Annotated in this window: 27 protein-coding genes; 17 read left to right on the top strand and 10 right to left on the bottom strand. The window is 46.3% G+C overall.

The genetic code is table 11. The features are described 5' to 3' along the window. The first annotated feature begins 501 nt into the window (after positions 1-501). Together EYR25_RS15830 and EYR25_RS15825 are read left to right on the top strand one after the other, a co-directional pair. Positions 502-804, top strand: a complete 303-nt coding sequence (locus EYR25_RS15830) for a hypothetical protein (RefSeq protein ID WP_133180191.1) — start codon at positions 502-504, stop codon at positions 802-804. Positions 805-1,140: 336 nt separating this feature from the next. Beyond that, positions 1,141-1,581 carry a hypothetical protein gene (locus EYR25_RS15825; RefSeq protein WP_133181349.1) on the top strand — a complete coding sequence of 147 codons (441 nt, stop codon included), beginning with the start codon at positions 1,141-1,143 and terminating at the stop codon, positions 1,579-1,581. Between the two features lie 296 nt (positions 1,582-1,877). Here EYR25_RS15825 and ylqF read toward each other — a convergent pair whose 3' ends face one another. Beyond that, positions 1,878-2,819, bottom strand: coding sequence for a ribosome biogenesis GTPase YlqF (ylqF, locus tag EYR25_RS15820; RefSeq protein ID WP_133181346.1), 942 nt, complete (start codon positions 2,817-2,819; stop codon positions 1,878-1,880). A 147-nt stretch (positions 2,820-2,966) separates the two neighbouring features. Further along, positions 2,967-3,806, bottom strand: coding sequence for an isopenicillin N synthase family dioxygenase (locus tag EYR25_RS15815; protein ID WP_133181344.1), 840 nt, complete (start codon positions 3,804-3,806; stop codon positions 2,967-2,969). A gap of 377 nt (positions 3,807-4,183) precedes the next feature. Between EYR25_RS15815 and EYR25_RS15810 the strand changes: the two genes are divergently transcribed. Beyond that, entirely contained in the window at positions 4,184-5,089 is a 906-nt protein-coding gene (locus tag EYR25_RS15810) for a bifunctional methionine sulfoxide reductase B/A protein (protein WP_133181342.1), read from the top strand. 95 nt (positions 5,090-5,184) lie between these two features. On the opposite strand, the gene hemB is transcribed toward EYR25_RS15810, so the two are convergent. Then, complete coding sequence (gene hemB / locus EYR25_RS15805) at positions 5,185-6,183, bottom strand: porphobilinogen synthase (protein ID WP_133181340.1); 999 nt, start codon at positions 6,181-6,183, stop codon at positions 5,185-5,187. 373 nt (positions 6,184-6,556) lie between these two features. On the opposite strand from hemB, the gene tsaB reads away from it, so the two are divergent. From tsaB to rnd, 7 genes are all read left to right on the top strand, one after another. Beyond that, positions 6,557-7,267: a tRNA (adenosine(37)-N6)-threonylcarbamoyltransferase complex dimerization subunit type 1 TsaB gene (gene tsaB / locus EYR25_RS15800; RefSeq protein WP_133181338.1), complete on the top strand. Its 711-nt coding sequence runs from the start codon at positions 6,557-6,559 to the stop codon at positions 7,265-7,267. 143 nt (positions 7,268-7,410) lie between these two features. Beyond that, positions 7,411-7,719 carry a hypothetical protein gene (locus EYR25_RS15795; protein ID WP_133181336.1) on the top strand — a complete coding sequence of 103 codons (309 nt, stop codon included), beginning with the start codon at positions 7,411-7,413 and terminating at the stop codon, positions 7,717-7,719. Then, entirely contained in the window at positions 7,712-8,419 is a 708-nt protein-coding gene (locus tag EYR25_RS15790) for a M50 family metallopeptidase (RefSeq protein ID WP_133181334.1), read from the top strand. Before EYR25_RS15795 ends, EYR25_RS15790 begins: the two co-directional genes overlap by 8 nt. A 131-nt stretch (positions 8,420-8,550) precedes the next feature. Continuing rightward, positions 8,551-9,363, top strand: coding sequence for a class I SAM-dependent methyltransferase (locus EYR25_RS15785; RefSeq protein WP_133181332.1), 813 nt, complete (start codon positions 8,551-8,553; stop codon positions 9,361-9,363). A gap of 21 nt (positions 9,364-9,384) precedes the next feature. Then, the gene (locus tag EYR25_RS15780) at positions 9,385-10,251 is read left to right on the top strand and encodes an alpha/beta fold hydrolase (RefSeq protein WP_133181330.1); all 867 of its coding nucleotides are present in this window, start codon (positions 9,385-9,387) and stop codon (positions 10,249-10,251) included. Positions 10,252-10,450: 199 nt separating this feature from the next. Further along, complete coding sequence (gene fadD / locus EYR25_RS15775; RefSeq protein ID WP_133181327.1) at positions 10,451-12,124, top strand: long-chain-fatty-acid--CoA ligase FadD; 1,674 nt, start codon at positions 10,451-10,453, stop codon at positions 12,122-12,124. Between the two features lie 71 nt (positions 12,125-12,195). Continuing rightward, positions 12,196-13,305, top strand: a complete 1,110-nt coding sequence (gene rnd, locus EYR25_RS15770) for a ribonuclease D (protein ID WP_165953587.1) — start codon at positions 12,196-12,198, stop codon at positions 13,303-13,305. 188 nt (positions 13,306-13,493) lie between these two features. On the opposite strand, the gene minE is transcribed toward rnd, so the two are convergent. The 3 genes from minE to minC are packed head-to-tail and all read right to left on the bottom strand — an operon-like array spanning position 13,494 to position 15,256. Further along, positions 13,494-13,751, bottom strand: coding sequence for a cell division topological specificity factor MinE (minE, locus tag EYR25_RS15765; protein WP_007648439.1), 258 nt, complete (start codon positions 13,749-13,751; stop codon positions 13,494-13,496). Between the two features lie 2 nt (positions 13,752-13,753). Then, positions 13,754-14,563 (bottom strand): septum site-determining protein MinD, encoded by an 810-nt coding sequence (minD, locus tag EYR25_RS15760; RefSeq protein ID WP_023265582.1) that lies wholly within the window; start codon positions 14,561-14,563, stop codon positions 13,754-13,756. Positions 14,564-14,590: 27 nt separating this feature from the next. Then, positions 14,591-15,256 carry a septum site-determining protein MinC gene (minC, locus tag EYR25_RS15755; protein ID WP_133181325.1) on the bottom strand — a complete coding sequence of 222 codons (666 nt, stop codon included), beginning with the start codon at positions 15,254-15,256 and terminating at the stop codon, positions 14,591-14,593. Positions 15,257-15,379: 123 nt separating this feature from the next. Here minC and EYR25_RS15750 point away from each other — a divergent pair, with 123 nt between their 5' ends. Genes EYR25_RS15750 through EYR25_RS15740 form a run of 3 tightly spaced genes read left to right on the top strand, consistent with a single transcriptional unit; the run spans position 15,380 to position 17,181 of the window. After that, positions 15,380-15,658 (top strand): YcgL domain-containing protein, encoded by a 279-nt coding sequence (locus EYR25_RS15750; RefSeq protein ID WP_011717311.1) that lies wholly within the window; start codon positions 15,380-15,382, stop codon positions 15,656-15,658. A 24-nt stretch (positions 15,659-15,682) separates the two neighbouring features. After that, positions 15,683-16,684, top strand: coding sequence for a lytic murein transglycosylase (locus EYR25_RS15745; RefSeq protein WP_133181323.1), 1,002 nt, complete (start codon positions 15,683-15,685; stop codon positions 16,682-16,684). A 56-nt stretch (positions 16,685-16,740) separates the two neighbouring features. Next, positions 16,741-17,181, top strand: a complete 441-nt coding sequence (locus tag EYR25_RS15740; RefSeq protein ID WP_133182902.1) for a YcgN family cysteine cluster protein — start codon at positions 16,741-16,743, stop codon at positions 17,179-17,181. A gap of 198 nt (positions 17,182-17,379) precedes the next feature. On the opposite strand, the gene EYR25_RS15735 is transcribed toward EYR25_RS15740, so the two are convergent. Both EYR25_RS15735 and EYR25_RS15730 read right to left on the bottom strand, forming a co-directional pair. After that, the gene (locus tag EYR25_RS15735) at positions 17,380-17,877 is read right to left on the bottom strand and encodes a peptidylprolyl isomerase (RefSeq protein ID WP_133181321.1); all 498 of its coding nucleotides are present in this window, start codon (positions 17,875-17,877) and stop codon (positions 17,380-17,382) included. A 45-nt stretch (positions 17,878-17,922) separates the two neighbouring features. After that, positions 17,923-19,386, bottom strand: a complete 1,464-nt coding sequence (locus EYR25_RS15730) for a DEAD/DEAH box helicase (RefSeq protein WP_133181319.1) — start codon at positions 19,384-19,386, stop codon at positions 17,923-17,925. Positions 19,387-19,697: 311 nt separating this feature from the next. Here EYR25_RS15730 and EYR25_RS15725 point away from each other — a divergent pair, with 311 nt between their 5' ends. Further along, entirely contained in the window at positions 19,698-21,488 is a 1,791-nt protein-coding gene (locus EYR25_RS15725; protein ID WP_133181317.1) for a DUF885 domain-containing protein, read from the top strand. Between the two features lie 174 nt (positions 21,489-21,662). Here the strand turns inward: EYR25_RS15725 and EYR25_RS15720 are convergent, their stop codons facing one another. Then, a complete protein-coding gene (locus EYR25_RS15720; RefSeq protein WP_023265589.1) occupies positions 21,663-21,983 on the bottom strand; it encodes a hypothetical protein in 321 nt (106 codons plus the stop codon). 218 nt (positions 21,984-22,201) lie between these two features. Between EYR25_RS15720 and EYR25_RS15715 the strand changes: the two genes are divergently transcribed. The 3 genes from EYR25_RS15715 (at position 22,202) to EYR25_RS15705 (ending at position 25,222) form a co-directional block, all read left to right on the top strand. Then, the gene (locus EYR25_RS15715; RefSeq protein WP_133181315.1) at positions 22,202-22,696 is read left to right on the top strand and encodes a putative 4-hydroxy-4-methyl-2-oxoglutarate aldolase; all 495 of its coding nucleotides are present in this window, start codon (positions 22,202-22,204) and stop codon (positions 22,694-22,696) included. 40 nt (positions 22,697-22,736) lie between these two features. Then, positions 22,737-24,560 carry an AsmA family protein gene (locus tag EYR25_RS15710; RefSeq protein ID WP_133181313.1) on the top strand — a complete coding sequence of 608 codons (1,824 nt, stop codon included), beginning with the start codon at positions 22,737-22,739 and terminating at the stop codon, positions 24,558-24,560. A gap of 92 nt (positions 24,561-24,652) precedes the next feature. Next, positions 24,653-25,222 carry a BsuPI-related putative proteinase inhibitor gene (locus tag EYR25_RS15705; RefSeq protein WP_023265592.1) on the top strand — a complete coding sequence of 190 codons (570 nt, stop codon included), beginning with the start codon at positions 24,653-24,655 and terminating at the stop codon, positions 25,220-25,222. A gap of 201 nt (positions 25,223-25,423) precedes the next feature. Here the strand turns inward: EYR25_RS15705 and EYR25_RS15700 are convergent, their stop codons facing one another. Further along, entirely contained in the window at positions 25,424-26,971 is a 1,548-nt protein-coding gene (locus EYR25_RS15700; protein ID WP_133181311.1) for a lytic transglycosylase, read from the bottom strand. Positions 26,972-27,000 lie beyond the last annotated feature (29 nt).

The following is a 27,000-nucleotide window of genomic DNA, read 5'->3' as shown; positions in this document are numbered from 1 at the left end:
CTAGTTTTTGAGGGTTTTGAGAGCAACATACGTGCGCGTTTTTCCAGATGGTGTATTTGGCAGAAAGCTGATAAGTTCTTTGCATACAGCTAGTTAACCGTGCGCATTTTTACTGGTCTAACGTGATAAACGCGCATGCGCACNAATAAAATGTTATGTGGCGGAGGTATCTTCTGAAACTCGGTAACTTCTTGCTGTATTGGAATAGTCATAGAATCGCAATTTTTACCATTGTATTCGTTGCTGCTGTGCCTGCGAGTTTGATTGCTTATGAACATGGTGTAATGAGAGGGGTTCTGTTTTTTATTGGTGTTGTCTGCCTTTTTCTTGTGGCAACTTTTATACCTTTCAGGAAATCTTTGAGATCAAAGTATGGTAAAAGCCCATTTTATTAAAAGCTCACATAACATTCCGCGTCATTCGGGGCCTGCGGCCCCTGCGACGCTCACGAGTTCGCGCGCATGCGCGGGGCGTCATGTGAAATGAGAGCGGAGTAAGAAAGTGCATACACATTTATACAAAAAGGAAGATTGGCCTTTCGATTTTAGTGACGACACTCTAGCGGTCACAACAAAGTATGTTATGAATGGAGATCGACCAATAGTTGAGGTTCTGCACTGGGATGACGGTGGTTGGCAATTTATGTGTAACTCCACCAATGACTCAGATGACGGAATGGTTATTTGTATGGGTTGTATATTCGAAAAATTTCCTTGGATTTCTAGGTTTAAAGGGTTGAAGTCGGGTTATCTATCTTTTTATGAAATAGAAAGTGGTGAGTGGGTAATTCAAGAAATTGAATAAATAAAACTGTCGCACATAACAAAGTGCTGCAACTCGCGCACTGCGTGCGCTGGACAGTTTGTAAGTCGCGGCTTTGTGGTTTTGCTGCGCAAAAGTAATCCACAAAACCACAACTTACAAACTGCCGTTGAGCACGGCGTTATCTCCATAGAAATTTTCATCCGAAACTGACAAGTTAAAGCAAAGGGGCAATCACTCTTTTGTCCCATTTCATGCTGATGGATTTATCTACAATGGGTGATCTGCTTTAGTGTTTTCATCCCAATGTGGTATTGGCACTAATGGGTTTTATCCGTATCTTGTTTTGGATATTTGGCTCATTCTAAGGGAGGTATTATGGCTGAAATTAATGCGATATCTGAGGAAATACAGAAAGAACTCGAGCAGTTAGCCGAAAAAGGGCTCGCATTGCTCAGTTTGTCTGAGACGACTCCGCCGCAGGAGATAGTGGCGGCGATTACGGAACTGACGCGTGACTATCGGGCAAATCAACGACTGATGGATGATGATGTGATTTACGCATTAGGTGCCTTGCTCGGCTGGCAATATGTAAAAGGGCTCAACTGGCACTGGGGCTCAGTCGTTTGGGACTTTGATGAAGCTAACGGCGCCATTGGGGTATTAAATCACGACAACTCCTTGTTCAATAATCCGATTGGCTGGATGGATAATATAATGGTTTCGGAGGGTGGAGTGCCCTTTATGTTGAGTTACAACATGATAGCCGCAGGCCAAACCCCAGTGTTAGAGCCCAATAGTGCCTCTGGTTTGTACTGATGGAATAGTCTCTAAACATAAATGGGCTATGGTTTATATTATCGCTAATCGATGACTGCTAACTTCGCAGTAAATTTTGCTGTAGATTGAGAGATTGCTTCGCGAACCATGAAATACTTTGGGCAAATAAAAAGCCAGCGCTAAGGTCGCGCTGGCTTTTCAGTCAAACTGAGAGCTATTGATGCATACTGTAAAGCGACTTTTTAATCTAAATAATCAATATAATTAATCACTTAAGCTAGTCTCTTTAGCGACTATTGCTCGGTGAGGCTTGCACGAACAATTAAAAACAGTGCTTAAACGTTATGTCGTTTCCCTGAGCGTTTCAGTTTTTCCGCTTCTAACTTAGCGGCCTTCTCGGCTGCTTTTTCAGCCAGAATGCGTTCCACTTCGGCTTTCTCGATTTCGGCCATCGCTGGGGTTTCGAGGGATAATAGGCCAATTCGACCTGAGCGGTAATCGTGTAACACCACTTCTGAAGCCTTATGCAAATCGATGCGACCACCGGGACGCAGTGCACCACGTTTACGGCCAATTTCCTCGAGTAACGCCATATCATCCTGAGGTAACTCGCTGATGTTATAACGTTCGCAAATTTCCTTCGGGTACGCCTTTAAGAAATAAGCTGCGGCAAACAGTGCCACATCTTCGTATTCCATGGCGGTATCTTTAATGGCTCCTGTGACGGCGAGACGATAGCTACTGGCTTCATTATCGACTTTAGGCCATAAAATCCCTGGTGTGTCCGAGAGCACAATCCCGTTACGTAGATTAATACGCTGCTGGCTTTTGGTGACGGCGGGTTCGTTACCGGTTTTGGCGATAACACGACCAGCTAAGGTATTGATAATGGTGGACTTACCCACGTTAGGGATCCCCATGATCATAGTGCGAATGTCCTTTTCGGTCTTATCACGACTCGGCACTAACTTACGGCAAAGATCCGGTAGCATTTTCAACATACCGGGTTGCAGTGTAGTAATCGCAGTCGCTTTTACCCCTTGTTCACGTTCAAGATATTCAATCCATTGGGCAGTGATATCAGGATCGGCTAAGTCGGATTTATTCAGTAGCTTAATACAAGGTTTGTCGCCGCGAAGCTTTGACACCATGGGGTTTTCACTACTGTAGGGAATACGGGCGTCCAGCACCTCAATCACCAGATCGACCTGAGGCATAGCCTCTTCGATCTCTTTGCGTGCCTTGTGCATGTGCCCCGGATACCATTGAATTGCCATGATAGCGCCTTGTTCTAAATGACCTAAAGACGGCTATTCTACCTTGAAGGCGACGAATGTCATAAAAAAAGCGCCCGAAGGCGCTTAATTGCTTAATCTTGATGCGAATTTGAGCTTATCACTCATTTCGCTAACGCGTAGTTGAAATTACAGGACGCCCAGCTCGCGCAATCTTTCCATTAAGTAGCTGTCGGCGGTATAACGCTCAGACAGCACTACCGAAGGATTAGGGTGTAAGAATAAGGGCAGTGAAATACGCGACTTAGTCTTATCCGTGCCCTCTGGGTTAATCACGCGGTGTGAGGTCGATGGGAAGTAACCGCCCGAGGCTTCCTGCAACATATCACCAATGTTGATGATAATATTGCCAAAATCGCTTGGTACATCTAACCAAGAACCGTCTTTGACTTTGACTTGCAGCCCTGGCTCGTTGGCCGCGGGTAGCACAGTGATGAGGTTAATATCTTCGTGGGCCGCAGCGCGGATAGCGCCCATTTCTTCATCGCCCGTCATCGGTGGGTAATGCAGGATGCGCAGTAGGGTTTTGTGGCTGTCGGCAATCATTTCTGGCAGCGGGATAGAGAATTTGGCTTTTACCTCGTCTGGTGAGTAGGTTTCAATCCACTCTAACAGTTCAGAGGCCAGCGCATTGGCTTTTTCATAGTAAGCCAGAATATTGGTGCGCAAAGAATCTGGAATACGACCCCAAGGGTACACGTGGTAATACTCTTTGATGTCTTTAACCGTGTGGCCTTTTGCTGTTTCAGAAATCGACGCGGGGAAGAAGCCATCGTGGGTTTCACGATTGAACATAAACTCGTTCTTAGCGTCAGAATTGAAAAAGGCTTGCCACTCAGTGTAAATGTTTTCGACCAGCTCTTTATCAATAGGGTGGTTAGAGAGCACACCAAAGCCCGTTTCACGTAGGGATTCGACGAAGTGTTTGGCGCTATCGGCTGCGCGATAATCAATGGTTTCTAATTTCATATTGTTTCTACTTGTTATATATGGTTGTTAACCAAACACTTTCTAAGGATAAAGGTAAGGAGTCGTTGCAACTTATCTCATTATCAGTATGGTGCGCTAAGCCCTAGTGCAAAGCGGCCAAAATAGAAAGGATTTGGGTAGAGAATTGACCCGCAGCAAGTGTAGCTTTGCACTTTGCTTGGTGCAAACACTCAAGACAATGGACTGAGATTACTGCTGAATTTTCCTCCAGTTATTTAAGCAATGGCTCAATCAACAGGATTTTATCGACTAAAGCGGCTACTATGCCAAAAAGCCAATTCAGGCCGAGGCGCAATAAACCTGAGGAATAAACGGTCTTATGCAGGTGAATACCTTAGGAGCTAAAGGAGACTTTTATGAACAAACTGACTGATTTTGAACGCTATGTCATAGAAGAAAAGGGCACTGAACGTCCCTTTAGCGGTGAGTACTATAAACATGACGCCAAAGGCGTGTATTTGTGCAAAAAATGCCATGCGCCTTTGTATCGCTCAAAAGATAAGTTTAATGCCCACTGTGGTTGGCCAGCCTTCGATGATGAAATTCCGGATGCAGTGAGTCGCCATGTCGACGCCGATGGTCGCCGTACTGAAATCGTTTGTAGTCAGTGTGGCGGTCATTTAGGCCATGTGTTTGAAGGGGAATATTTAACGCCGAAGAATATTCGCCACTGCGTTAATTCTGTCTCCATGGTGTTTCAAGCGGCCGATGAGGCGGCAACATCGACGGATAACACAGCCTTTGCCACCTTTGGTGCGGGCTGTTTTTGGTGTGTTGAAGCGATTTTTAAGAGCCTTAAGGGCGTGCTGAACGTCAGCTCAGGTTACTCGGGCGGCGAGGCGAGCGATGCCGATTATAAGTCGGTGTGTTCGGGATTAACTGGGCATGCCGAAGTGGTGCACATCGAGTTTGACCCCGCGCAAATCAGCTTTACAACGCTGCTGCAGGTGTTATTTGAGAGTCACGATCCCACCACGCTTAATCGCCAAGGCAATGATAAAGGGCCGCAGTATCGCTCCGTCGTCTTTGCCCACGATGCGGCGCAGATTGAAGAGACTAATGCCATGATTGCCAAATTAACCGAGGCAAGGGTATTTGATGCGCCGATAGTGACCCAAGTGGTGGCTTTTGAGTCATTTTATCCCGCTGAGGATTACCACAATGACTATTTCGCCCTGCATGGCGAGCAGCCCTATTGCCAAATTGTGGTGCGGCCAAAGGTTGAAAAGATCAGAGCCATTTTTGCAGAGCTACAAGCATAGGCTTAATGTGCGACCAAAATGACGGATAAAAAACGCCACCGATTAGGGTGGCGTTTTCGTTAATTGCTTGCCTGATAGGCTGAAGACTCAGTGCATTAACGGGATTGCGCTAACCACTCGGCATATTGTTTTGCGTAATAACTAACAATTAAATCGGCGCCGGCACGCTTTAACCCGATAAAGGTTTCGGTGACGACGGCGCGCTCATCGAGGGCGCCCGCCAGGGCGGCAAACTTAATGCCGGCATATTCGCCGCCGACTTGATAAGCCGCTAAGGGAAGGTGGGTTTCTTGTCTTAGGCGACTTAACACATCCAAATAGGGCGTGCCGGGTTTCACCATCAATATATCCGCGCCTTCTTCTTCATCGAGCAACGCTTCGAGCAAGGCTTGGCGACCATTGGCGTAATCGAGTTGGTAGCCTTTACGGTTTCCACTAAGTTCACAATCCACCGCGGCCCTAAAAGGCCCATAGAAGGAGGAGGCGAATTTGGCTGCATGGGCCAAAATGGCAATGTGTTCAAAGCCTGCCTCATCCAGTCCTTGGCGAATGGCTTTAATCTGGCCGTCCATCATCGCCGATGGCGCCAGCATATCGGCTCCGGCTTTGGCGGCGGTAATGGATTGTTTGACTAAGTTAGCCACGGTTTGATCGTTACAGACTTCGTCATGGTGCAATACGCCGCAGTGTCCGTGGTCGGTATATTCACAAAAACAAATATCGGGGATCACCATCATCTCTGGCGCGGCGGTTTTGATGGTGCGGATCATCCGCGCGAGTAAGCCATTGTCATCCCACGTGTCGCTGCCCTGCGCATCTTTGGTGTGGGAAATCCCAAAGGGCATCACATAGCGGATCCCTAAGGCATAGAGCTTTTGGATCTCATCGGCAAGTGCACTTTCGGGCAGACGGCTGATCCCCGGCAGGGTTGAAATGGGCACAGCTTGGTTAATGTGTTCTTCAATAAAGAGTGGGTGGATCAAGTCGGCAAGGGACACATGGGTTTCACGCACTAGGTCACGAATGGCTTCAGTGCGGCGTAGGCGTCTTAAACGGCGAAGGGGTTTAAGGGGATTTTCTCTGGTACTGCTCATTGAATTTCCTTATTAACAGTGTAAAAGCATCACGCGAAGCTTCGCGTCAAAGGGAGAGAGTTAAAACGATGCTTAGAACGTGCTTGTTGCTTTGGTGAACTTGATTAAGTGAGACAAAAGCTTCAGCACTGTTTGCTCTGACCTTAAATAGGGTAAAAGTTTCCCAGTATTTGGCCAAAGGCTGAAGAGGTTGTTGAGTTAGTGATGGCGATCACAAACCCAGCGCTAAGCTAATCGAGTCATTAGCCGCTGTTTTTAAGCCTTTGCTTTCGATTATTTGATGTTATCATTTGCGCCAATTTACACTTGGTATAGTGCAGGATTTCGATAAGTCACTTTTTGAGTCCAACTATGCCCACAGCGCGGTTTTTATATGACAACACCCCAAGACTCTGTTTGTATTCTCGCCCTCGACACTTGTACCGAAGCTTGTTCGGCTGCCCTGTATTATCAAGGACAGGTTTTTGCTGAGTTAGCTGATGCGCCTCGGGAACATAGTCAGCGTTTATTGCCTATGGTGGAAGCCGTATTAAAACAAGCCAATGTCGGCTTAGATAAACTGGATGCCATTGCCTACGGCCGTGGGCCAGGTAGTTTTACGGGGATCCGTATTTGTACCAGCATGACCCAAGGTTTAGCCCTAGGGTTAGACCTACCCGTGATCGGCATTTCAACCTTAGCGGCCATGGCACAAATGGCGATTGCTGAGCACGCTGCCGAGCAAGTACTCTGCTGTATCGATGCGCGCATGGGAGAAGTGTACTGGGGTCAATTTGTTGCTGTCGATGGCATTGCCACCTTAGTCGGTAAAGAGATAGTGAGCTCGCCAGAGCAGGTTGAGCTGACATTCGATCTTAACAAAGCGATTGTAGGCTGTGGTACGGGGTTTGATGTCTATCCCGAGTTATTAGCGTTAGGCAGCGGGATTACCACCTTAGCGGCGGTGAAGTATCCCGATGCCCGAGCCATGTTAGCGCTGGCCGAAGCGGGTATCAAAGCAGGATTAACCACCAGTGTCGATGAACTCGAGCCTGTGTACCTACGTGATACTGTGACATGGAAAAAGTTACCGGGACGTGAATAAACTGTTCATTCTTCCCTGTGATACGTTAGAATCTAGATTGTCTGCATGGGTTCTCGATGCAGACATCAATTCTTAGTTAGGCACTCGTCACAACCGCCTAGCAAGGTTAACCAGGGCAAATAGGATATAAACTGGGCATTTCGATGCAGGTAAATTCGCTTCAAACGAGTTTGACACAAGCGGTTGCGAGTAATCGCCCCGCAGTCATACAGGGAATGTCGCCCACGGAGGCGCCGCGCCCTGTGATTGAGCTCGATGCGGTTTCTGCCTTAGCCTTTGATGATACCGCTGATAGTTCATCACAAAACCTACAATCCAGACTCGGTGCCCAGCTCGAATACGAACAAAGTACCCTAGGTCATCAAGGGGCTATCGCCCAATACCTACAAACGCAACATGCCGCCAAACGTGAAGAAATTCAGCAGATGGTGGGTGTGGATATTTATGCCTGATACTGCGCCTGTGTCTTCTCAATCCCGTTTTACTCCTCGTTTAACCGGCGGTTTGCCGAGCCGTGGTTTGTTTATCATCGAACTGATGCTGGCACTGATATTGACGCGCATTCCTTATCTGAGCGTGCCTTTTAAGTGGCTAGAGAGCTATTTTCACGAGTTATCCCATGGGATAGCAACTGTGCTCAGTGGCGGCATAGTGAGTCATATTCAACTCTTCCCCAATGGTGCAGGTTTTTGCTTTAGCCAAGGTGGCTCGCCACTGGTGATTGGATTTGCAGGCTATTTTGGCGCAGCCTGTTGGGGATACCTTATTTACTTGTTGGCAACTTGGCCTAAGGGCATTCGCTTAAGCTTTGCGTTTTTAGGCGGTTTAGTGGTGCTAAGTGGTCTGCTGTGGGGGCGAGATTTACTGACCTTAGCCATTTTAGCTGTGCTGACGATTGTGTTATTACTGCCGCTAAAACTCAGCAAAAATAAAATTCTCACGCAATTCTTACGCATTATTGGCCTGATGATCATGCTCAATGCGCTGGCAAGCCCCACGGTATTGCTCGGGCTCGAAGGGCAGGGCGATGCAGTGCTGCTGGCCGAGCGTTCATGGATCCCGGCGTGGATTTGGGTCGCCATTTGGCTATTTTGCAGTATCTGCGCCTTGTTTATGGCGTGGCGGCGGGTGGACTCAGCCACGTCTCGCTAATCTATGGCGGCATTAATGCCGTGATGATATCACAAATATTTACAGCCTAAATGGTCAACTTGTGTGGCTAATTCTTGGATTTTTTTATATTGGCTGCTAGCTTAAGCCTTCGGTATCCAAGGAGAATTATTATGAAAAAAGTCACACTCGTCGCCAGTATGCTGATTGCTGGTTTATGTTCAGGTATTGCCTATGCCGATGAAGGCTTGGATAAGGCCATTAAGAGCGAGTTTCGCCAAGCGAAAAACGCCAGTCGCGATATTTATCGCCATCCTGTCGAAACCCTCACATTTTTTGGTATTACTCCAACACAAACCGTAATTGAACTTTGGCCTGGTAATGGCTGGTACACTGAAATCCTTGCCCCTTATCTTGCGCCTAAGGGACAATATATTGCTGCCAGTTTCGAAACCAACCCTAGCACGGACACCCCAGGTAATCGCTACCGCGCTAATGCGGGGACGAAATTCGATACTTGGATGACGGCTAATAAAGCCTTATTTGGCAATGCGAAAATGGTGGTTCTCGACCCTCCGGCCAAGATGAATTTAGGTGCCGATGGCAGTGCGGACTTAGTATTAACCTTCCGTAACTTACATAACTGGGCCTCAAGCGATCAACTCGAAAATGTGTTCGCCGCCTCCTATAAAGTGCTGAAAGATGGCGGTGTGTTTGGTGTGGTCGAACATAGAGCCAATAAAGGCATGAATATGAGCACGGGCTACATGGACCAAGACGAGATGATCGCGCTGGCCAAAAAGGTGGGTTTTACCTTAGCCGAAAGCTCCGAAATCAACGCCAATCCGAAAGACACTAAGGACTACGCCAAGGGGGTATGGACGCTGCCACCTTCGTTTGCCTTGGGCGATACCGATAAAGAAAAATACCAAGCAATTGGTGAGAGCGATCGCATGACGCTCAAATTTATCAAAAAATCGCGCTAATCACCTGACATTAGAGGCAATATGTGGCAATCTTTCGCCCCCAAAAATCAAGTCGAGTTTGTGTTACCCCATATCAAGCTGAGTGGTCGATTATGGGGAGCGAAAGATAAGCCGTTATTACTCGCGTTGCATGGCTGGTTAGACAATGCGAACAGTTTTGAGCCTCTCGCGGAGTATTTGCCCCATTATCAGATACTTGCCATAGATTGGCCCGGTCATGGTTTTTCAGCACATCGGCCGGGACATTATCCATTGCATTGGATTGACTATTTATACGATCTCGATGCGTTACTGACGATATTGCCGCAAAAGCCGCTGGCTATCGTTGGGCATTCGTTAGGAGGCATTATTGCCTCAGCGTATACCGCAACCTTTCCAGAAAAGGTCAACAAGCTGATTTTGATTGAGGCGTTAAGCCCATTGTTTGAGTCGGCGACTCAAGCGAAAACGCGGCTGCGAAAGAGTTTTTATCAGCACGAGAAATTGTTAGCGCAAAAGCATAAACAGCTAAAGGTTTACGACAGTATGGATACTGCAGTAAAAGCCCGAGTTCACTTAACGGGACTAGCGGAGTCTTGGTGCCGCTTGTTACTGGAGCGCAATATGCAACCAACCACCGATGGTGTTGCGTGGCGTAGCGATCCAAGATTAAGACTCGATTCGCCTATGCGTTTGACCTTTGAGCAGGTCGATGCATTGATGCAGCATGTTTCTGTTCCGACATTATTGATTTGCGGCAAACAGGGCTTTAGCCAGTTGCAAGCGGCATTGCCTAAGGCGAGGAAATGGTTCACACACTTGTCTGAACATATGCTCGAGGGCGACCACCATGTGCATATGGATAACGCCAAAGGGGTCGCGCACTTAATCCAGCAGTTTGTCGAATAATTGCTTTTGCTTACATAAAAAAGACGCTAGGTTTTTTGTTTTTTTTATGTGATGATGATCAAAATTAAAACGCCCGTATGATTTATGCGGGTTAATCAAAAACAATAAAATGTAAGTCGGTATTTTAACTCGGTATTTGTCGAGTATTGACGGTAGTAGGGATACCGTGTCCGCAGTTGTGGGGATTTAGGAGAAAGTTGTGGATCAGCCTTGGATTAATCATTTGCCAAAAGATGTACCTGCCGAGATTAATGCGGATCAGTATTCATCGCTCGTCGATATGTTCGAGACGGCGGTGGCCAAATATGCGGATCAACCTGCGTTTATCAACATGGGTGCCACGCTAACTTACCGTAAACTTGAAGAACGCAGTCGTGCGTTTGCCGCCTATCTGCAAAATGAATTGAAACTCCAAAAGGGCGACCGAGTCGCCCTGATGATGCCGAACTTGCTGCAATATCCCATTGCACTGTTTGGTATTTTACGTGCGGGTATGGTGGTGGTTAACGTTAACCCGCTCTATACTCCGCGCGAATTAAAGCACCAGTTAATCGACTCAGGCGCTAAGGCCATCGTTGTGGTATCGAACTTTGCCCGTACCTTGGAAGAAGTTGTTGATCAGACACCAGTAAAAAGCGTGATTATCACAAGTTTAGGTGATCAACTCAGCGCGCCAAAACGCACCTTAGTGAACTTTGTGGTCAAATACATCAAAAAACTGGTGCCAAAATATGATTTACCCCACGCACTTTCAATGCGTGAAACCCTCTCAAGAGGGCGCAGAATGCAGTATGTCAAACCCGTTATCACGGCTGATGACCTAGCCTTTTTGCAATACACAGGTGGAACGACTGGGGTGTCGAAGGGCGCCATGTTGACCCACAAAAACGTGGTGGCAAACGTATTACAGGCCAATGGTGCCTATTCACCGGCACTGCGTGATGGCTGCGAATTTGTGGTAACAGCCTTGCCGCTTTACCATATTTTTGCTTTAACAGTGAACTGCTTACTGTTCTTGCATAAGGGCAGCCAAAACCTATTGATCACTAACCCTCGGGATATTCCAGGGTTTGTAGCCGAACTGAAAAAATATCCTTTTACCGCGCTGACAGGCGTCAACACCCTGTTCAATGCGTTAGTGAACAGTAGCGATTTTGCGGAATTAGATTTTTCTCGCCTAAAATTATCCATTGGTGGCGGGATGGCGGTGCAAAAAGCTGTGGCCGATAAATGGCAAAGCATCACGAAAACCCGTTTACTCGAAGGTTACGGTTTAACCGAAGCGTCGCCGCTACTGACTTGCTGCCCCTATAACTTAGACGGTTACAACGGCTCTATCGGTTTCCCTGCGCCATCGACCTTAATTCAAGTGCGTGATGATGCGGGTAATGTATTGCCGCAGGGCGAGACAGGCGAGCTGTTTGGTAAAGGTCCACAGATCATGAAAGGCTACTGGCAGCGTCCAGAGGAAACGGCCAAAGTGATCGATAAAGATGGTTGGCTTGCCACTGGCGATATCGGTTATATGGATGAACAGGGCTTCTTCTATATTGTCGACCGTAAGAAAGACATGATTTTAGTGTCGGGCTTTAACGTCTTCCCCAATGAAGTTGAAGAAGTGGTCGCATTACATCCTAAAGTGATTGAAGTGGCTGCCGTTGGCGTACCAAATGACGCCAGTGGTGAATTAGTGAAGGTGTTTGTGGTGGCAAAAGATAAATCTTTAACCGCTGACGACATCATTAAGCATTGCCGCGCGCATTTAACGGGATATAAAGTACCGAAGCTGGTAGAATTTAGGGACGAGTTACCTAAAACCAACGTGGGTAAGATCTTGCGACGAGAACTTCGAGACGAAGTGAAGCGCGCGTAAGATTGAAGCCGGCAATGAGCCGGCTTTTGTTTTTATGGACGGTGCTTAACCCACAGGAACTGGAGAAGAATTTGTCAGTGTTTCAGTATGTGAGCGACGAAGCGAGCCTCAATGCCCTCGTCGCTCAATATCAACAGAGTCCGCTGCTCGTGTTAGATACCGAGTTTGTGCGCACACGTACCTATTACGCTAAGCTTGGCCTCATTCAAGCCTATGATGGTAAAACCTTAGCCTTAATTGACCCAGTTGCGCTGCCAGATCTCAGTGCATTCTGGTCTTTGCTTGATAATCCCAACATCATCAAGCTAGTGCATTCCTGCAGCGAGGACTTAGAAGTCTTCGCCCACTATGGTCAGCGTCAACCTACGCCTTTGTTCGATAGCCAAATCGCAGCCTCTTTATGTGGCATGGGCCATGGCCTAGGTTATGCCAAGTTAGTGGAAACCTGCTTAGGTGAAGTGATTGATAAGGGTGAGTCGCGCACCGACTGGATGCGCCGTCCCTTGACTGAGGCGCAGCTTAGCTATGCCGCCAACGATGTGTTGTATCTGTATCAACTCTATCCGCAACTCGCCGAAAGGCTTAAGGCGCAAGACCGTTTAGGCTGGCTGTATGAAGAAGGCGAGCGAATGACAGAAGGGCGCTTAGCGACGCCGGATATGGATACTGCGTACCTAAGAGTCAAAAATGCTTTTCAGCTCACCGAGCATCAGTTGGCCTACCTTAAAGTGTTGGCTAAGTGGCGTTTAGAAAAAGCCTTAGCGCGGGATTTAGCCTTGGGTTTTGTGATTAAAGATCACGGCCTGATCGCGCTAGCGAAGAAGCAGCCTAAGAGCATGGGCGATTTACTCAAATTGAATGATTTGACCGAGCAGGAGAAACGCATTCACGGTAAAGACATTTTACGGGTGATGCAGACCGCGGATTTAAACAATCCTCCCGAATTAGTGGATGTCTTAGCGCTTAAACCAGGTTACAAATCGGCCTTTAAAAACATAAAAACCTGCTTAACTGAACTGTGCGAGCAGCATGCTATCCCGATGGAGATGCTGGGCTCTAAACGTCATATTCATGAGTATTTACAATGGCGTTGGGATAAACAGCAGGGTGAGTTACCGACGGTCTTAAGTGGCTGGCGTGGACAGATTGCCGCCGAATCGTTGGCAAAGCTTGAAGTTTAATATTATAGACGTGGTTTAAGGCTTATTTAAAAGCTGGAGCAGAATTGAGGTTTTAGCAATTGTTGAGACCTTAATCTCTTATATCAAGCGCTTATATCAAAGCTAAGCTTACGTTATTTCGCCTAAGACGCTACAAAAGTGCAGCAGAAAGCGTCATCCCCGCGATGGGGATGACGCCAACGCTCGACTTATCTGTCTGGCAATGTGACGTTAAGTTCGAGTACCGACAGGTTATCGTCGTTCTGATCTAACTGCACAGACACTTGATCATCTGAAATCTGCACATATTTACGGATCACGGCGATAATTTCTTGTTTCATCTGAGGAAAATAATCGGGCGTATCCCGTTGTCCACGTTGATGAGCCACAATAATTTGTAGTCGCTCTTTTGCCATTACCGCAGTGCTAGGCTTTTTCTTGCTTTTGAAATAGTCGAGTAAAGACATAATTAGCTACCAAATATCCGTTGTAAGAAACCTTTCTTCTCTTCCGTAATGAAGCGAACTGGAACATCTTCTCCCAGCAAACGCGCGACGGTATCACTGTAAGCCGCACCTGCATCACTCTCTTGATCGATAATCACTGGTACACCCGAGTTAGAGGCCTTGAGCACAGACTGTGATTCAGGAATAACACCAAGTAGTTCAATAGCAAGGATTTCTTTTACATCGTCAACACTCAACATTTCGCCCGATTTTACCCGACTCGGCGAATAGCGCGTCAGCAGTAAATACTCTTTTATCGGCTCTAAATTCAGTTCGGCGCGGCGTGACTTGCTCTGCAGCATACCCAGAATACGGTCAGAGTCGCGTACCGAACTCACTTCAGGGTTAGTCGTGACAATTGCAATATCGGCAAAATACAGTGCCATCATTGCGCCTTGCTCAATCCCCGCGGGCGAGTCGCAGATAATAAATTCAAATTCTTTCGCTAAATCATCGAGCACACGGCCCACACCTTCTTTGGTCAGTGCATCTTTATCGCGGGTTTGCGATGCTGGCAGTACAAACAGTTTTTCACAGCGTTTATCTTTGATGAGTGCTTGATTTAAATTGGCTTCGCCGTTGATTACATTGACAAAGTCATAGACGACGCGGCGCTCACAGCCCATGATCAGATCTAAGTTACGTAAGCCAATATCGAAATCGATAACAACAGTTTTATGCCCTTGTAGTGCAAGTCCAGTTGCAATCGCCGCACTGGATGTGGTTTTACCAACACCACCTTTACCTGAAGTGACAACAATAATTTGTGCCATGTTTCTCTCTATCCTTTTTTATGCCATTTAGAGGGGCAATGATTCAACGATAAGCGACTCGCCATTTAAGCGAATGCAGCCGCTTTTATCTGAGCTATGTTGTTGTAGATTTTCAGCGAGCCAATATTGCCCTGCTATTGAAACTAATTCGGCCTCGAGGGAATGGGCGATGATTACCGCGCTGCTGTCGCCGGCCGCGCCCGCCATGGCTTTTCCTCGTAATGCGCCATAAATATGAATGCTACCATCGGCAATGACTTCAGCGCCATTACCAACGGCACCAAATATGATTAAATCACCATTTTTTGCATAGACCTGCTGGCCTGAGCGGATATTTTGCTTCAAAACCTTAGTTTGACGCGGGGCAGGCGGGGGCGTCACGCTCTGTTTGCCCGCTTTGACGATGGCAAGGCCTAGGGTCTTGGCTTGATTGCTGAGGAAGGTCGTTGCCCCAGTGATCCCCACGATAACGAGCTGGCGGGAAACTAATAACTCTTTTAAGCCATGTAAATTGAAATCGTTATCTTGGATGGCGCTGAGATTGACGACTAAAGGGGCACCCAGAAAAAATTGAGGGGCTTGTGCCAATTTGCTATCTAATTCAGCCATGACAGCATTCAAGTCGCTGTTATTGATATGAAGCACTGAAAGAGTAAAAGAAGCGCCTTTTAACTCTAAGCTAGGTTTTGACATCCCGGCACTATTCTCCAGAAATCATCAGTCGGTTCGCTGATTTTACAATTAAATTACTAGGCGACCATGTTATAGTGTGCCCCATTGACTGGCAAGTTTGAACTATTGGATATTTATACTCTTATGCTATGTGCGGTTTATAAAAGTAGTCGAAAGGCTGACACTTACTTATTTGTGAACAAAAGGGACTGTTTTGATGATGTTCCCCAAGCGTTGTTGGAGATGTTTGGTGTGCCTCAATTAGTGATGGTGTTCCCCATCGCTAAGCGTGAATCCCTCGGTATCGCCGATATTCAAAAGGTCAGAGCAGCACTCGAGGAAAAGGGTTTTTATTTACAAATTCCGCCACCGCAGGTTAATTTATTGGCCGAACACAGAGAAAGTCTTGGGATTAAAGACTAGCCCATAAACTGCGGACAAAGGTATATGCCAAAGACCTTCCTTCAACGCGTTGCAGCATGTACATTGATTTTCTTGCCCTTGGTAAGCCATAGCGCGCTCGGGCAAGACGCCTCCTTCAACGATTACCTCCTTAAGCTTAAGCAAGAGGCAAGTGCCCAAGGCATTAGCCAAGCGACGATTAATACGGCTTTTCCGCAGATAAAACGCTTTAAAAAAGCCAATGTGGCCGCAGCGCCAAGCCAATCAAAAACCCTTGAAACCTATCTGCCAGAAGTGGTGCCGGAATGGAAGGTGGATACGGCGCGCGTACTCTTTAACGAGCATGAAGTGCTATTAACCCATATTGCCGATAAGTATCAAGTGCAGCCGCGGTTTTTAGTGGCGCTCTGGGGCTTAGTGTCTAACTTTGGGGATGCGTCGGGGGATTATCCTGTGCTGTCTGTCATGGCGTCGTTAGCTTTTACTGGCGAAGATACGGCGCGTTACCAACGGGAGTTTATGGCTGCGCTTTCCATCATGGATAAAGAGCATCTTAAGTTTGATGATCTTAAAAGCAATGACAAAGGCTTTATGGGGCAAACCCAATTGCTTCCGAGTGAATATTTAGCCTACGGCCAAGATGGCGACGGTGATGGTAAAAAAGACATTTGGCGCAATGTGGCCGATGCCTTTGCCTCTGCCGCAAATTTGCTAAAGCAGCAGGGCTGGAATGGTGAAGATACTTGGGGACGTCAGGTTCAAGCTCCGGCGGCTCTTAAGGCTGAGCTTATTGGACTTAATCAATCCCAAACCCTAGCCAAGTGGCAACAGCTAGGGGTAAGGCGGTTCGATAATACGGATTTACCAAATCGTGAGGATATTCACGCTTCGCTTATCATGCCCGACGGTGCCAAGGGCCGAAAATATCTGGTCTATGGCAATTACCGCGCTTTAATGCACTGGCAAGCGGTGAATTATTTAGGTGAGGGCGATTATTTTGGTATCTCTGTGGTGCATTTATCGGAGAGAATTAAAACTCCCCAGTAAATTGGTGTAAAATGGCCCGCATTAAGCGGGTTTTTTATATGAAGATAAGCGTAAACATGGCATTTTGGCAGAATAAAGCGTTAACCGAATTGACGTCGCAGGAGTGGGAGTCCCTCTGCGATGGTTGTGGTAAGTGTTGTTTAAACAAGTTGATCGATGATGAAACCGAAGAGCTCTATTACACCAATGCGGCTTGCCTACTGCTCGATCATCAAACTGCCAGCTGCAAGCATTATAGTGACCGTTTTAGCCACGTTCCCCAATGTACTGTGATCACACCGCAAAACGTCCATGAACTGACGTGGCTCCCCGATAGCTGCGCCTACCGCCGTTTAGCATCCGGTCGAGACTTACCAAGCTGGCATCCTCTAGTCACGGGTTCTAAAGAGGCCATGCACCTTGCGGGCATGTCGATTCAAGGCAAAGTGGTGGATGAGCGCAGGGTGAAAGATATTGAAGATCATATCGTGCTGTGGCCGCTGAAAGATCTGGAATAACGCCATTGCAGCAGCGTTTCTATTAACAGACGTTAATAAACAATCAGATGTGAATAAACAAAAAGGAGCAACTAACCATTGGGTTGATTGCTCCTTTTTCTATCTAGGCTTTAAAACCAAAGTTTTATCTATCAAGGAATGGCGGCGTTATTGCTGTATTAAGCAACGCCACACTATTCATCGATTAGATAGAGTGACTTATTCAACAATAGTCACTTTTTCGATAATAATCGGCTCACGGGGCACGTCCTCATGGCCTGCAACACGGGTGGTTTTTACGCCTTCAATTTGCAGCACGACCTCGAGTCCTGCGGTGACTTTACCAAATACCGCATAACCCCAACCGTTGTTCGTGGTTGCCGTGTGGTCGAGGAACTCATTGTTGGCCGTATTGATAAAAAACTGCGCGGTCGCCGAGTGCGGTGCGTCGGTGCGGGCCATGGCAATTGTGCCAAACACATTCGATAGGCCTTTATTGGCTTCGTTAACAATCGGCTCGTGGGTGGGCTTTTCCTTCATTTTGGCGGTAAAACCACCGCCTTGGATCATAAAGCCTTTGATTACTCGATGGAAAATCGTGTGTTCATAAAAACCTTCTTGGCAGTAGCGGATAAAGTTTTTGGCAGTAACGGGTGCGCGCTCCATATCGAGTTCGATACTGATATCACCTAGGTTGGTTGTAAAAATAATCGTCATATTTGCTTCTGCTATTTTGAGTTAATTCGTTAATAAGCTGCTAATTCACTTAGTGCTTTTGTGCCAAGGATTTGCCTGGGGTTCGCTATCATCCTGCGACTTGATGCTGTTTTGCCATGGATTACCTTGCAATGGGTTAGCAGGGCGGCTATTTGAGTGAGTATCTGAGCGACTATCAGCCCCTGCCTTTTGGGCTTTAGGCGCAGGAGCCGCCTTGGCACTGCGATGCTTCTTGGCTTGTGTCGTCTCAAAGGTGCCCGGTTTGCCACTCGAATAGGGGCGAGATTGTAGGTTGGTCTCGGCTAGTTTATTGGGTTTACGCTCTGTCGTAGATGCCGATTTAGGCACAAAATCGAGTATAGAAATCGGCACGACTTTTTTCGGCTCAAAGCCAGCAATCTCCCTGCGCACGATAATATGACCTAAGCGGCGCTCAATGGCGCATAGGTTTCTAAAATCATCCTTAGAGACAAAGGAAATTGCCTCCCCTTGATTACCCGCACGTCCCGTACGACCAATGCGGTGGATATAGTCGTCGGCTTCATCGGGTAAGTCGTAGTTAATCACCCGCGCTAAGGCATCGATATCAATGCCGCGTGAGGCCACGCCCGTGGCGACTAAAAAGGAGACTTTACCCGCTTTAAAATCGATCAGCAGTTGCTCGCGCACCGCTTGGCTACGCCCACTGTGAAAAGCCTCTGCAACAATGCCACGCTTTTCTAACTGGCTAACCAATTTGGCGGCGCCGTGTTTGGTTTGGATAAAAATTAATGCCTGTGACCAGTTATTTTCTTGGATCAAATGACTTAACAGCGCCGACTTTTTATCTTTATCGACCGTGGTCAACCATTGGTCAATATGAGTTGACGCCGCGCTCTTACGGCTGATTTCAATTTCGATGGCGTCCGGAATCGCGGATTTCGCCAGCGCTTTCACCTGTTTCGATAAGGTGGCTGAAAATAAAAGGTTTTGTCTTTGCTCGGGGAGTTTTTCGATGATGCTATTAATATCTTCGATAAAGCCCATATCGAGCATGCGGTCGGCTTCGTCGAGCACCAATACTGAGACTTCATCGAAACGAATGGCCCTTTGGGTATACATGTCGAGCAAACGCCCTGGTGTGGCCACCAGTAAATCGACGCCTTCAATCAGCCGTTTCTTTTGCGGCGCGGCGTCGACACCACCGTACATTGCCATGGCCGTTAAGGGTAAATACTTGGCGTATTGGTTGATATTTTCTTCGACCTGAAGCGCTAACTCACGTGTGGGGGTGAGTATGATGGCCCGTACTCGCTTAGGGCGGATCTTGGGTGCGTCAGCAAAGCGGTGCAGCAGCGGCAGCACAAAACTGGCGGTTTTACCTGTGCCCGTTTGCGCCGCAGCAAGCACATTCTTGCCCGCTAAAATGCTGGGAATGGCTTTTGTCTGTATCGGCGTGGGGTTCGTGTAACCCAGTTCAGTCACCGCTTTGACAAGCGCGCTGTGTAATCCAAGTTGGGAGAATGGCATTGAGAGTCTCAACTAAATGATTTATTGGCAAACTGTTGGCCTGAGGCGAACAGCGAAGCAGGTCGCTATTATAGCAGTAGCGATAGTGAAATAGGGGATTATCTCACGCAGATTGATAGTTGGCGCTATCGGCATTCGAGCTTACAAATTTGTAACTGGGCATGTATTCACTCGTAACACTGCTGCAATTAGGCGGCTGATATGATTAACTTAAGTCCTTTTATTAGCGTCTGATAAGTTAGGTTTTTAGACGCTTACGGTCGCCTCGAGGCACTGGAATTAACGCATAAATATAAAAAGGACGAAAAAGAATGAAGAAAACCGCCATCTCTCTTGCGATCTTGTTATCGCTCACAGGCCTTGCGGGTTGCCAATCGCAATCAACTCAAGCGTCAGCCGATACCAGCAAATCAAGCGCGGTCAGTGCTGATGTGAAGACCAGCGCCTTTGCACAATTTAGCCAGACCTTTATCGATGACCTGTGGCAATTAGCGCCTACCTGGGCACTCTACAGCGGCAAACACGTTAATGATGGCTATTTAGAAATCCCCAATGAAGCGAGCCGTGTTAAGACGCTCGCCTTTGTAAAAGCCCAGCAGGCAAAGCTGAAACAGTTTGAACTTAAGTCTCTGAGTTCTAACGAAACCATCGATTATCACTTAATTGATAACCTGCTAAACAGCATGGCGTGGGAAATTACCGACTTTAAATCTTGGCAATGGGATCCCTCGAGCTATAACGTGGCGGGCGGTTTTGCACAAATCATCAATGAAAACTTTGCGCCACTGGATGACAGATTACGTTCCGTATTGGCCAGAATGGAAAATATCCCCGCTTATTACGCCGCGGCGCGCAGCAATATCCAGCAGCCAACCCTAGAACACACCGAATTGGCTGTGATGCAAAACCAAGGTGCGTTTTCGGTCTTCTCCGATGATTTATTGAAGCAAGTGGCGGATTCGGGTCTGTCAGATGCGGAAAAATCGCTGTTTAAATCCCGTTTCGATACGGCAACCAAAGCGATTAATGAACATATTACTTGGTTAAATACCCAGGTCAGCCAACTTAAAAAAGACGGCGCCCGCAGCTTTAGAATTGGTGAAGAATTATACGAGCAAAAGTTTGCCTTTGATATCCAAGCGGGCATGACAGCAAAACAGCTTTATCAAAAAGCCGTGGCGGATAAAGAAAGAGTGCAAGGTGAAATGGCGAAGATCACCGACAAGCTGTGGCCAAAATATTTCACTACACCAAAACCTGCCGACAATAAAATCGCGATTCGCCAATTGATTGATAAATTATCGACACAGCACGTTAAGCGTGATGACTTTGTCAGCGAAGTGCGTAAACAAATTCCTGAGTTGATTGAATTTGTAAATCAAAAAGACTTAGTGACCTTAGATCCTAAAAAACCATTAGTCGTGCGTGAAACCCCTGAGTATATGCGGGGTTATGCGGGAGCTTCGATTAGTGCCCCTGGCCCCTATGATAAATTAGGTAATACCTATTATAACGTCACACCACTCGATGGTATGAGTGATGAATCCGCTGAGAGCTATTTACGCGAATATAACCACTGGATATTACAGATTTTAAATATTCATGAGGCAATTCCTGGGCACTACACCCAATTAGTTTATTCCAATGAGTCGCCAAGCTTAGTGAAAAGCTTATTTGGCAATGGCGCTATGGTCGAAGGTTGGGCCGTGTATACCGAACGCATGATGCTTGAAGAGGGTTATGGCAATTTCGAGCCTGAAATGTGGTTAATGTATTACAAGTGGAATTTACGTGTTATCTGTAACACCATCTTAGACTACAGCATTCATGTTAAAGGCATGACCGAAGAGCAAGCCATTAGTCTGATGATGGATGAGGCGTTCCAGCAACGTGCTGAGGCGGAAGGCAAATGGCGCCGTGCCACCCTAAGCCAAGTACAACTGACCAGTTACTACTCGGGTTACCGCGAAATTTACGATTTCCGTGAAGAATATAAGCAACTTAAAGGCAAGGATTTTGACCTAAAAGCATTCCATGAGAAGTTTTTAAGCTATGGCAGTGCGCCAGTGAAATATATTCGTCAGTTAATGTTAGAAAAATAGCAATACTATAAGCGTCTAGAGTGCAAAACGCGCTCTAGACGCTTGTTATATTTTATGTCGCAAATTGCAAGGAGGATTTAGCAACAATCTATCAACACCAGCAAGAGCAAGCTATCAACTCAGAACAAAGAATATATTGATAATGAATAAACAAAATTGATTGCTATATGCGGATTATTTCGTTGATTGCAGTTCTGCCATGATAGTTAATACATCTTCGTAAGAAATGTTAAACTCTCGAGAAAGATTGATGATTTTTGTTTTATAGGTTTGGATATTTTCTTGTTGTGCAAGCTCGTGTTTCTTTTCTTCTACTAGCTCGTTAACGGTTTCTTGCAATATCAATAATCGACGCAAACTGTAGTCGAGGGATTTGATATATTTTCCCATTTGTTGTTTATTACGGGCTTGCTCAAGATCCGTTGAGGCTTTTTTTTCATATCCATATTCATCGAGTGCTGCGATAGCACTTTGCAAATCCAGATCTGTTGTCATTTGGTGTTCACTTTAATTACGAAAAGTTGAGAAGCAGAATAATGTATGGGTACACCTTGAGGTGTCACACTCGTTTAACTATCGCAGATTATAATGTTAATGCCAATGCTGACCAAGTATTTAAGCATAAAAACTAAATAAAAAGATGGGTTTCGCATAACACTTGTCGGGGTCTACAATAATGAGTAGTCTAAACTTTTCACTTAGCGGAGATCCAAATGCTTGATCTACTACCTGATTTGTTCGATCACTACCCCTCGAAATTGACATTATTACCGCTCCAGTTTCGTCCTTATGGTGGTAAGCGTTTGTTTTGGGGGGAAGTTGTCACAGTAAAATGTTTTGAAGATAACTCCAAAGTGAAAGAAATATTGGCTCAACCGGGTCATGGAAAAGTGCTTGTAGTTGATGGCGGTGCTTCGCCACGTCGTGCATTATTGGGTGATTTAATCGCACAAAGTGCCCTAGATAATGGTTGGCAAGGCGTGATTGTCAATGGCTATGTTCGGGATGTGGCAAGACTGAGTACCTTCAATTTAGGGGTTTATGCACTTGGCGCTATGCCCATCAAGACTGAAAAGTTAAACCAAGGACAAATAAATGTTCCCATAGAGATAGGCGGTGTCAATGTTAAGCCTGGGATGATGATCTATGTCGATGAGAACGGTGTTGCTATCAGTGAGGAGTTATTAAATTTCGCCTTTTTAAATTAAGTTTATAAAAATTCAAGATGTTATTGATAAGGATGTTTCTATGAAATTCATTAAGTGGTTTTTAGCCATTCTGGTGACCTTAATTGTCGCTGTCGCCTTATATCTTACTGTTTTCTTTGACCCTAATGATTTTAAACCCGAAATTGTCAACGCAGTAAAAAAACAAACGGGTCGTGAACTCGTCATCGGTGAGGACTTATCATGGACATTTTTCCCAACTATAGGGATCAATTTAGGGGGGATTTCTCTTTCAAACCCTGACGGATTTATGCCCAAAGCCATGCTAGAAGTGAATAAAGCCGTGGCAGAAGTCGAACTTATGCCACTCTTTAGTAAGCAAATTGAAATCGCACAGTTAAGCCTTGATGGTGCAAAAATTAATTTGGTCACCCGTAAAAATGGCAGTTCGAGCCTCGATGGCTTGACGGGTAAGAGCACAGAAAAGCCTGTTACCCCACCAGCCGAATCCAGCGCCAAAGCACAATTAACGAGCATTGATGTCGGTGGCGTTTCTATCACCAATACTGAAATCAACTTGATTGATGAAGCTAAGGGACAAACTCAAACCTTAACCTTAAAGCAATTTACACTGGGGGCATTTTCCCTCGACAAATTTGCACCGATTGCTTACGAATTTGCGGCGATCTTGCCGGATATGACGATTAACAGTCAGGGTGAAGGGCAAATCAAGTTGAGCCAAGACTTTAATCAACTGATGGTTGAGAAACTCAATATAGAGACTCAAGTAGAAGGCGATGGGATCCCCAATAAAAAACTGACCGCGAAGGTCAGTGTAAACAGTCAAATCGCATTAGATAAAAAACAGTTGTCGGCTGACATCAGTCAATTTACGGCGATGGATATCAATGCGGAAGGTAAGCTCGCAGTGAATTACGTTGGAAAAGTGCCACAAATTAGCGCGGATTTCCAACTGGGTGACATTGACCTCGATGCCTTGCTTCCAAAATCTGACACGGCAGAAAAGCAAACCGCTGCCACACCTTCACAAACTCAAGCGGTTGAGCCTGATCTTAGTGCTGTCAATGGCTTAGATGTAAAACTCAAATTAGCGGTGAAATCCATCAAGCTGGCGAATTTGTCCACGCAAAACTGGTTGATGGATTTAGGCATTAAGAATGGGATGGTTGACCTTAAGCAACTGACGGCGGATCTTTACCAAGGTAAATTGATCGTGAATGCACAGGTTGATGCTCGAACTAAAGTCGCAAGTTATCAATTTGATAAGCAAATATCAGGTGTTCAAATTCGTCCATTACTTAAGGATGCAGCCGAGCTGGATATTCTGGCGGGTACGGCTAATTTCAACGTCAAGGGTAAAGGTAAGAGTTTAATACCAGAGCTGTTGAAGAAAAATCTGCTTGCAAATGGCCGTTTTGATATTACTGACGGTGCTCTTTACGGAGTTAATATTCCACAGATGATCCGTAGCGCTCAGGCCAAGTTAAAAGGGGACATGTCTGCCGACACCAAAGAAGAGCGTAAAACCGACTTTTCGAGCTTGACGGGTAACTTCACTTTAGAGAATGGTGTGGCGACAAACCCTGATCTTGCCATGTCATCACCGCTATTACGTGTGGCAGGTAAGGGGAGTGCAAACCTGCTGACCGAAGCGCTGGATTATCGACTGACGACAAGTCTTGTGAATTCTCTCAAAGGACAAGGCGGCAGTGAAAAAGATGCGTTGGCTGGGATTGATATTCCCCTTGCGATCACTGGTACCTTTCAAAAACCTGAATATGCGTTAGATACTCAAGCGCTGTTAAATAATCAGTTGAAGGAAGAGACTGATAAAGCTAAGGAAAAATTAAAAGATTCCTTGCTTAAAAAACTGGGTGGTTTTTAGGAATGACAAAACACTCCTCCATGCAAGTGTCGAGGCCACTGCCTCGACCAACACTCAGTTTAAGTCGCATCTTACGTCCGCTAGGGATCGGAATGGTTGCAGCACAACTATTGGGTTGTTTTGCGCCACTAGCCCAGTCTAATGAGCCAAAAACGGATATTCGTACCGAGGCCGCGAAACAGACTGAAGTGGTGCAAACTGCGGGGATAGCGGCGAAACTACAAGGGATAAAAGAAAAGCCAAGTTTGAAAGTTGAGCAGATCTCGTCCTTTACGTCACCGAGTCTGTTAAAAGGTGAACTCTCCCTCGGAACATTTGTTGACTTTAAGCAACCGCTTAAGGCGACGTTGACGATTCGCAATCCATCAGCCAATGCGGTTGCGCTGCGTTATCATTCAGGCATGACGGCGGATCTAGTATTGACGACTGTGCAAGGAAAGCCTCTTTGGGCTTGGTCAGACGATATGATGTTTACTCAAGCTCTGCGTGATACGCAGCTAGCAGCAGGTGAAGAGTTGATTGTCACTTTTGCCATTCCTGCCAAAGCATTAGCGGGTATTCCGACTGAAGGCGCAAACTTAACTGCGCAATTTGCAGGTAAAGCGATGCAGAGTGAATTACCCGCAATGGCACCCATAGTGTTTTTACTTACTCTTGAGTAATTTTTACCAACAATAAACTTGCTTAACATTGACTTATTGGGGTTAAAAAGATAACTCAGTTCTAAGGATAACCGTATCATTTACAAATGAAAAAGGCAGTAACCTTAGGTTACTGCCTTTTTATTTTAGTGTGACAGCCGGTGAATTTGGCTGAGAGCTTATCTTTGCTTATTTTTGACGCCTTTAAACAGCGGCAAAGCATTAAGCATTTAAATTGCTTTCATCCACAACCAGTTTTAACACTTGACCGGGTTGAATGTATTGTGATGGCGTTAAGCTGTTCCATTCGAGCAGTTCAGCAACAGTCACTTTAAACTTGCTGGCAATGCGCGCTAATGAATCGCCTGATTTTACCTTGTAACTAACGGTACGAATTTGCTCGGCGTTAGCTTGGTTTTGCGGCGCAACGATCGTCAGTTTTTGGCCCATCTGCAATTTACTGTCTTTGCTTAAATGGTTCCAAGTGGTCAGTTGCTTCACCGATACCTTATGATCTTGTGCAATTTGCCACAGGGTATCGCCGGATTTCACTTTATATGTCAATTTGTTGCCAGAGGTTGATGTTGCAGCCTTTTTAGGTAACTTCTGGCTTGTTGACATTGCATACAGCTGTTCATCATCGGCTGAGACAGGGATAATCAGGTGCTTACCTGCAACGATATTATTGTTTTTCATACCGTTTGCCACACGGATTGCATTGACAGTGGTATGGTGCTTCTTGGCAATGGCGCCGATACTATCACCGGATTTGATGGTGTATCTGAGCCAACTTACACGTGCTTCACTCTCGGTTTCGGCCAGTGCTTTTTTAAACTCTTCTGATTTATCAATCGGCAAAACCAGCGTATGAGGCCCCGTGGGGGCCGTGGCCCAGCGGTTGTATCCTGGGTTGAGTTTTAACAGCTCATGGGTCGTCATATTGGCGAGCCCAGCAGCCATGGCCAAATCAATTTGGCTATCAATATCAACGACTTCAATAGACGGGCTGTTTTCAATTGGCGTTAGTGTAATGCCGTACTCGTCGGCATGTTTAATCACTTCGGCAAGGGCCAATAATTGCGGTACATAACGTTTTGTCTCTTTGGGGAGATCGAGTGACCAAAAATCGGTGTTAAGACCTTTATCCTCATTGCGCTTAATAGCATTAAGGACGCGAGACTCGCCCGAGTTGTAGGCCGCAATCGCATAAAGCCAATTGTTATTGGTTTTGTCGTACAGGTATTCGAGCATGTCCAACGCGGCCACGGTGGAGGCTGGCACATCGCGACGGCCGTCGTACCACCAATTCATCTCTAACCCAAAATGGCTGGCCATAGGGGAAGTAAATTGCCAAAGCCCAGAGGCGGAACTTGCCGATGAAGCGGTTGGATCGAAAGCACTTTCAATAATTGGCAAAAGGGCAATCTCGATCGGTAGATGACGCTTCTCAAGCTCTTCAACAATCAGATACATGTAAGGTGCCGCACGCTCAGAAATCACTTCGAGGTGTTTGGGGTTCTTGATGTACCAATCGCGGTAATAATTAACTAATTTTTTGTCAGGAATGGGGAGTTGCATTCCTTGACGAATTCGCTCCCACACATCAGTAATTTGCGCCGATTCAGGTTCGGTTGCGAGATAATACTGTGGGACACTATTTTCGGTTGTGACGGTTTCAGCTTCAGGTTTGGTCACCTGATGGTTGTCTAAAGTCTGACAACCCGTGAGTAGGGCAATTCCCCCTACCACAACATAAAGTGATACTCTCATGGAAAACGATAGTCCTCTGTTAGTGCATT

The organism is Shewanella decolorationis, from assembly GCF_004354305.1.
In the GTDB taxonomy this organism is placed as follows: Bacteria; Pseudomonadota; Gammaproteobacteria; order Enterobacterales; family Shewanellaceae; genus Shewanella; species Shewanella decolorationis.
This window is presented reverse-complemented; position numbering and strand designations above follow the sequence as displayed.

Bases quoted from the DNA above. Each gene is read 5' to 3' on its own strand.
- EYR25_RS15825 (WP_133181349.1), top strand. From the start codon at position 1,141: ATGGCTGAAATTAATGCGATATCTGAGGAAATACAGAAAGAACTCGAG.
- ylqF (WP_133181346.1), bottom strand. From the start codon at position 2,819: ATGGCAATTCAATGGTATCCGGGGCACATGCACAAGGCACGCAAAGAG.
- EYR25_RS15815 (WP_133181344.1), bottom strand. From the start codon at position 3,806: ATGAAATTAGAAACCATTGATTATCGCGCAGCCGATAGCGCCAAACAC.
- EYR25_RS15810 (WP_133181342.1), top strand. From the start codon at position 4,184: ATGAACAAACTGACTGATTTTGAACGCTATGTCATAGAAGAAAAGGGC.
- hemB (WP_133181340.1), bottom strand. From the start codon at position 6,183: ATGAGCAGTACCAGAGAAAATCCCCTTAAACCCCTTCGCCGTTTAAGA.
- tsaB (WP_133181338.1), top strand. From the start codon at position 6,557: ATGACAACACCCCAAGACTCTGTTTGTATTCTCGCCCTCGACACTTGT.
- EYR25_RS15795 (WP_133181336.1), top strand. From the start codon at position 7,411: ATGCAGGTAAATTCGCTTCAAACGAGTTTGACACAAGCGGTTGCGAGT.
- EYR25_RS15790 (WP_133181334.1), top strand. From the start codon at position 7,712: ATGCCTGATACTGCGCCTGTGTCTTCTCAATCCCGTTTTACTCCTCGT.
- EYR25_RS15785 (WP_133181332.1), top strand. From the start codon at position 8,551: ATGAAAAAAGTCACACTCGTCGCCAGTATGCTGATTGCTGGTTTATGT.
- EYR25_RS15780 (WP_133181330.1), top strand. From the start codon at position 9,385: ATGTGGCAATCTTTCGCCCCCAAAAATCAAGTCGAGTTTGTGTTACCC.
- minE (WP_007648439.1), bottom strand. From the start codon at position 13,751: ATGTCTTTACTCGACTATTTCAAAAGCAAGAAAAAGCCTAGCACTGCG.
- minD (WP_023265582.1), bottom strand. From the start codon at position 14,563: ATGGCACAAATTATTGTTGTCACTTCAGGTAAAGGTGGTGTTGGTAAA.
- minC (WP_133181325.1), bottom strand. From the start codon at position 15,256: ATGTCAAAACCTAGCTTAGAGTTAAAAGGCGCTTCTTTTACTCTTTCA.
- EYR25_RS15750 (WP_011717311.1), top strand. From the start codon at position 15,380: ATGCTATGTGCGGTTTATAAAAGTAGTCGAAAGGCTGACACTTACTTA.
- EYR25_RS15745 (WP_133181323.1), top strand. From the start codon at position 15,683: ATGCCAAAGACCTTCCTTCAACGCGTTGCAGCATGTACATTGATTTTC.
- EYR25_RS15740 (WP_133182902.1), top strand. From the start codon at position 16,741: ATGGCATTTTGGCAGAATAAAGCGTTAACCGAATTGACGTCGCAGGAG.
- EYR25_RS15735 (WP_133181321.1), bottom strand. From the start codon at position 17,877: ATGACGATTATTTTTACAACCAACCTAGGTGATATCAGTATCGAACTC.
- EYR25_RS15730 (WP_133181319.1), bottom strand. From the start codon at position 19,386: ATGCCATTCTCCCAACTTGGATTACACAGCGCGCTTGTCAAAGCGGTG.
- EYR25_RS15725 (WP_133181317.1), top strand. From the start codon at position 19,698: ATGAAGAAAACCGCCATCTCTCTTGCGATCTTGTTATCGCTCACAGGC.
- EYR25_RS15720 (WP_023265589.1), bottom strand. From the start codon at position 21,983: ATGACAACAGATCTGGATTTGCAAAGTGCTATCGCAGCACTCGATGAA.
- EYR25_RS15715 (WP_133181315.1), top strand. From the start codon at position 22,202: ATGCTTGATCTACTACCTGATTTGTTCGATCACTACCCCTCGAAATTG.
- EYR25_RS15710 (WP_133181313.1), top strand. From the start codon at position 22,737: ATGAAATTCATTAAGTGGTTTTTAGCCATTCTGGTGACCTTAATTGTC.
- EYR25_RS15705 (WP_023265592.1), top strand. From the start codon at position 24,653: ATGGTTGCAGCACAACTATTGGGTTGTTTTGCGCCACTAGCCCAGTCT.
- EYR25_RS15700 (WP_133181311.1), bottom strand. From the start codon at position 26,971: ATGAGAGTATCACTTTATGTTGTGGTAGGGGGAATTGCCCTACTCACG.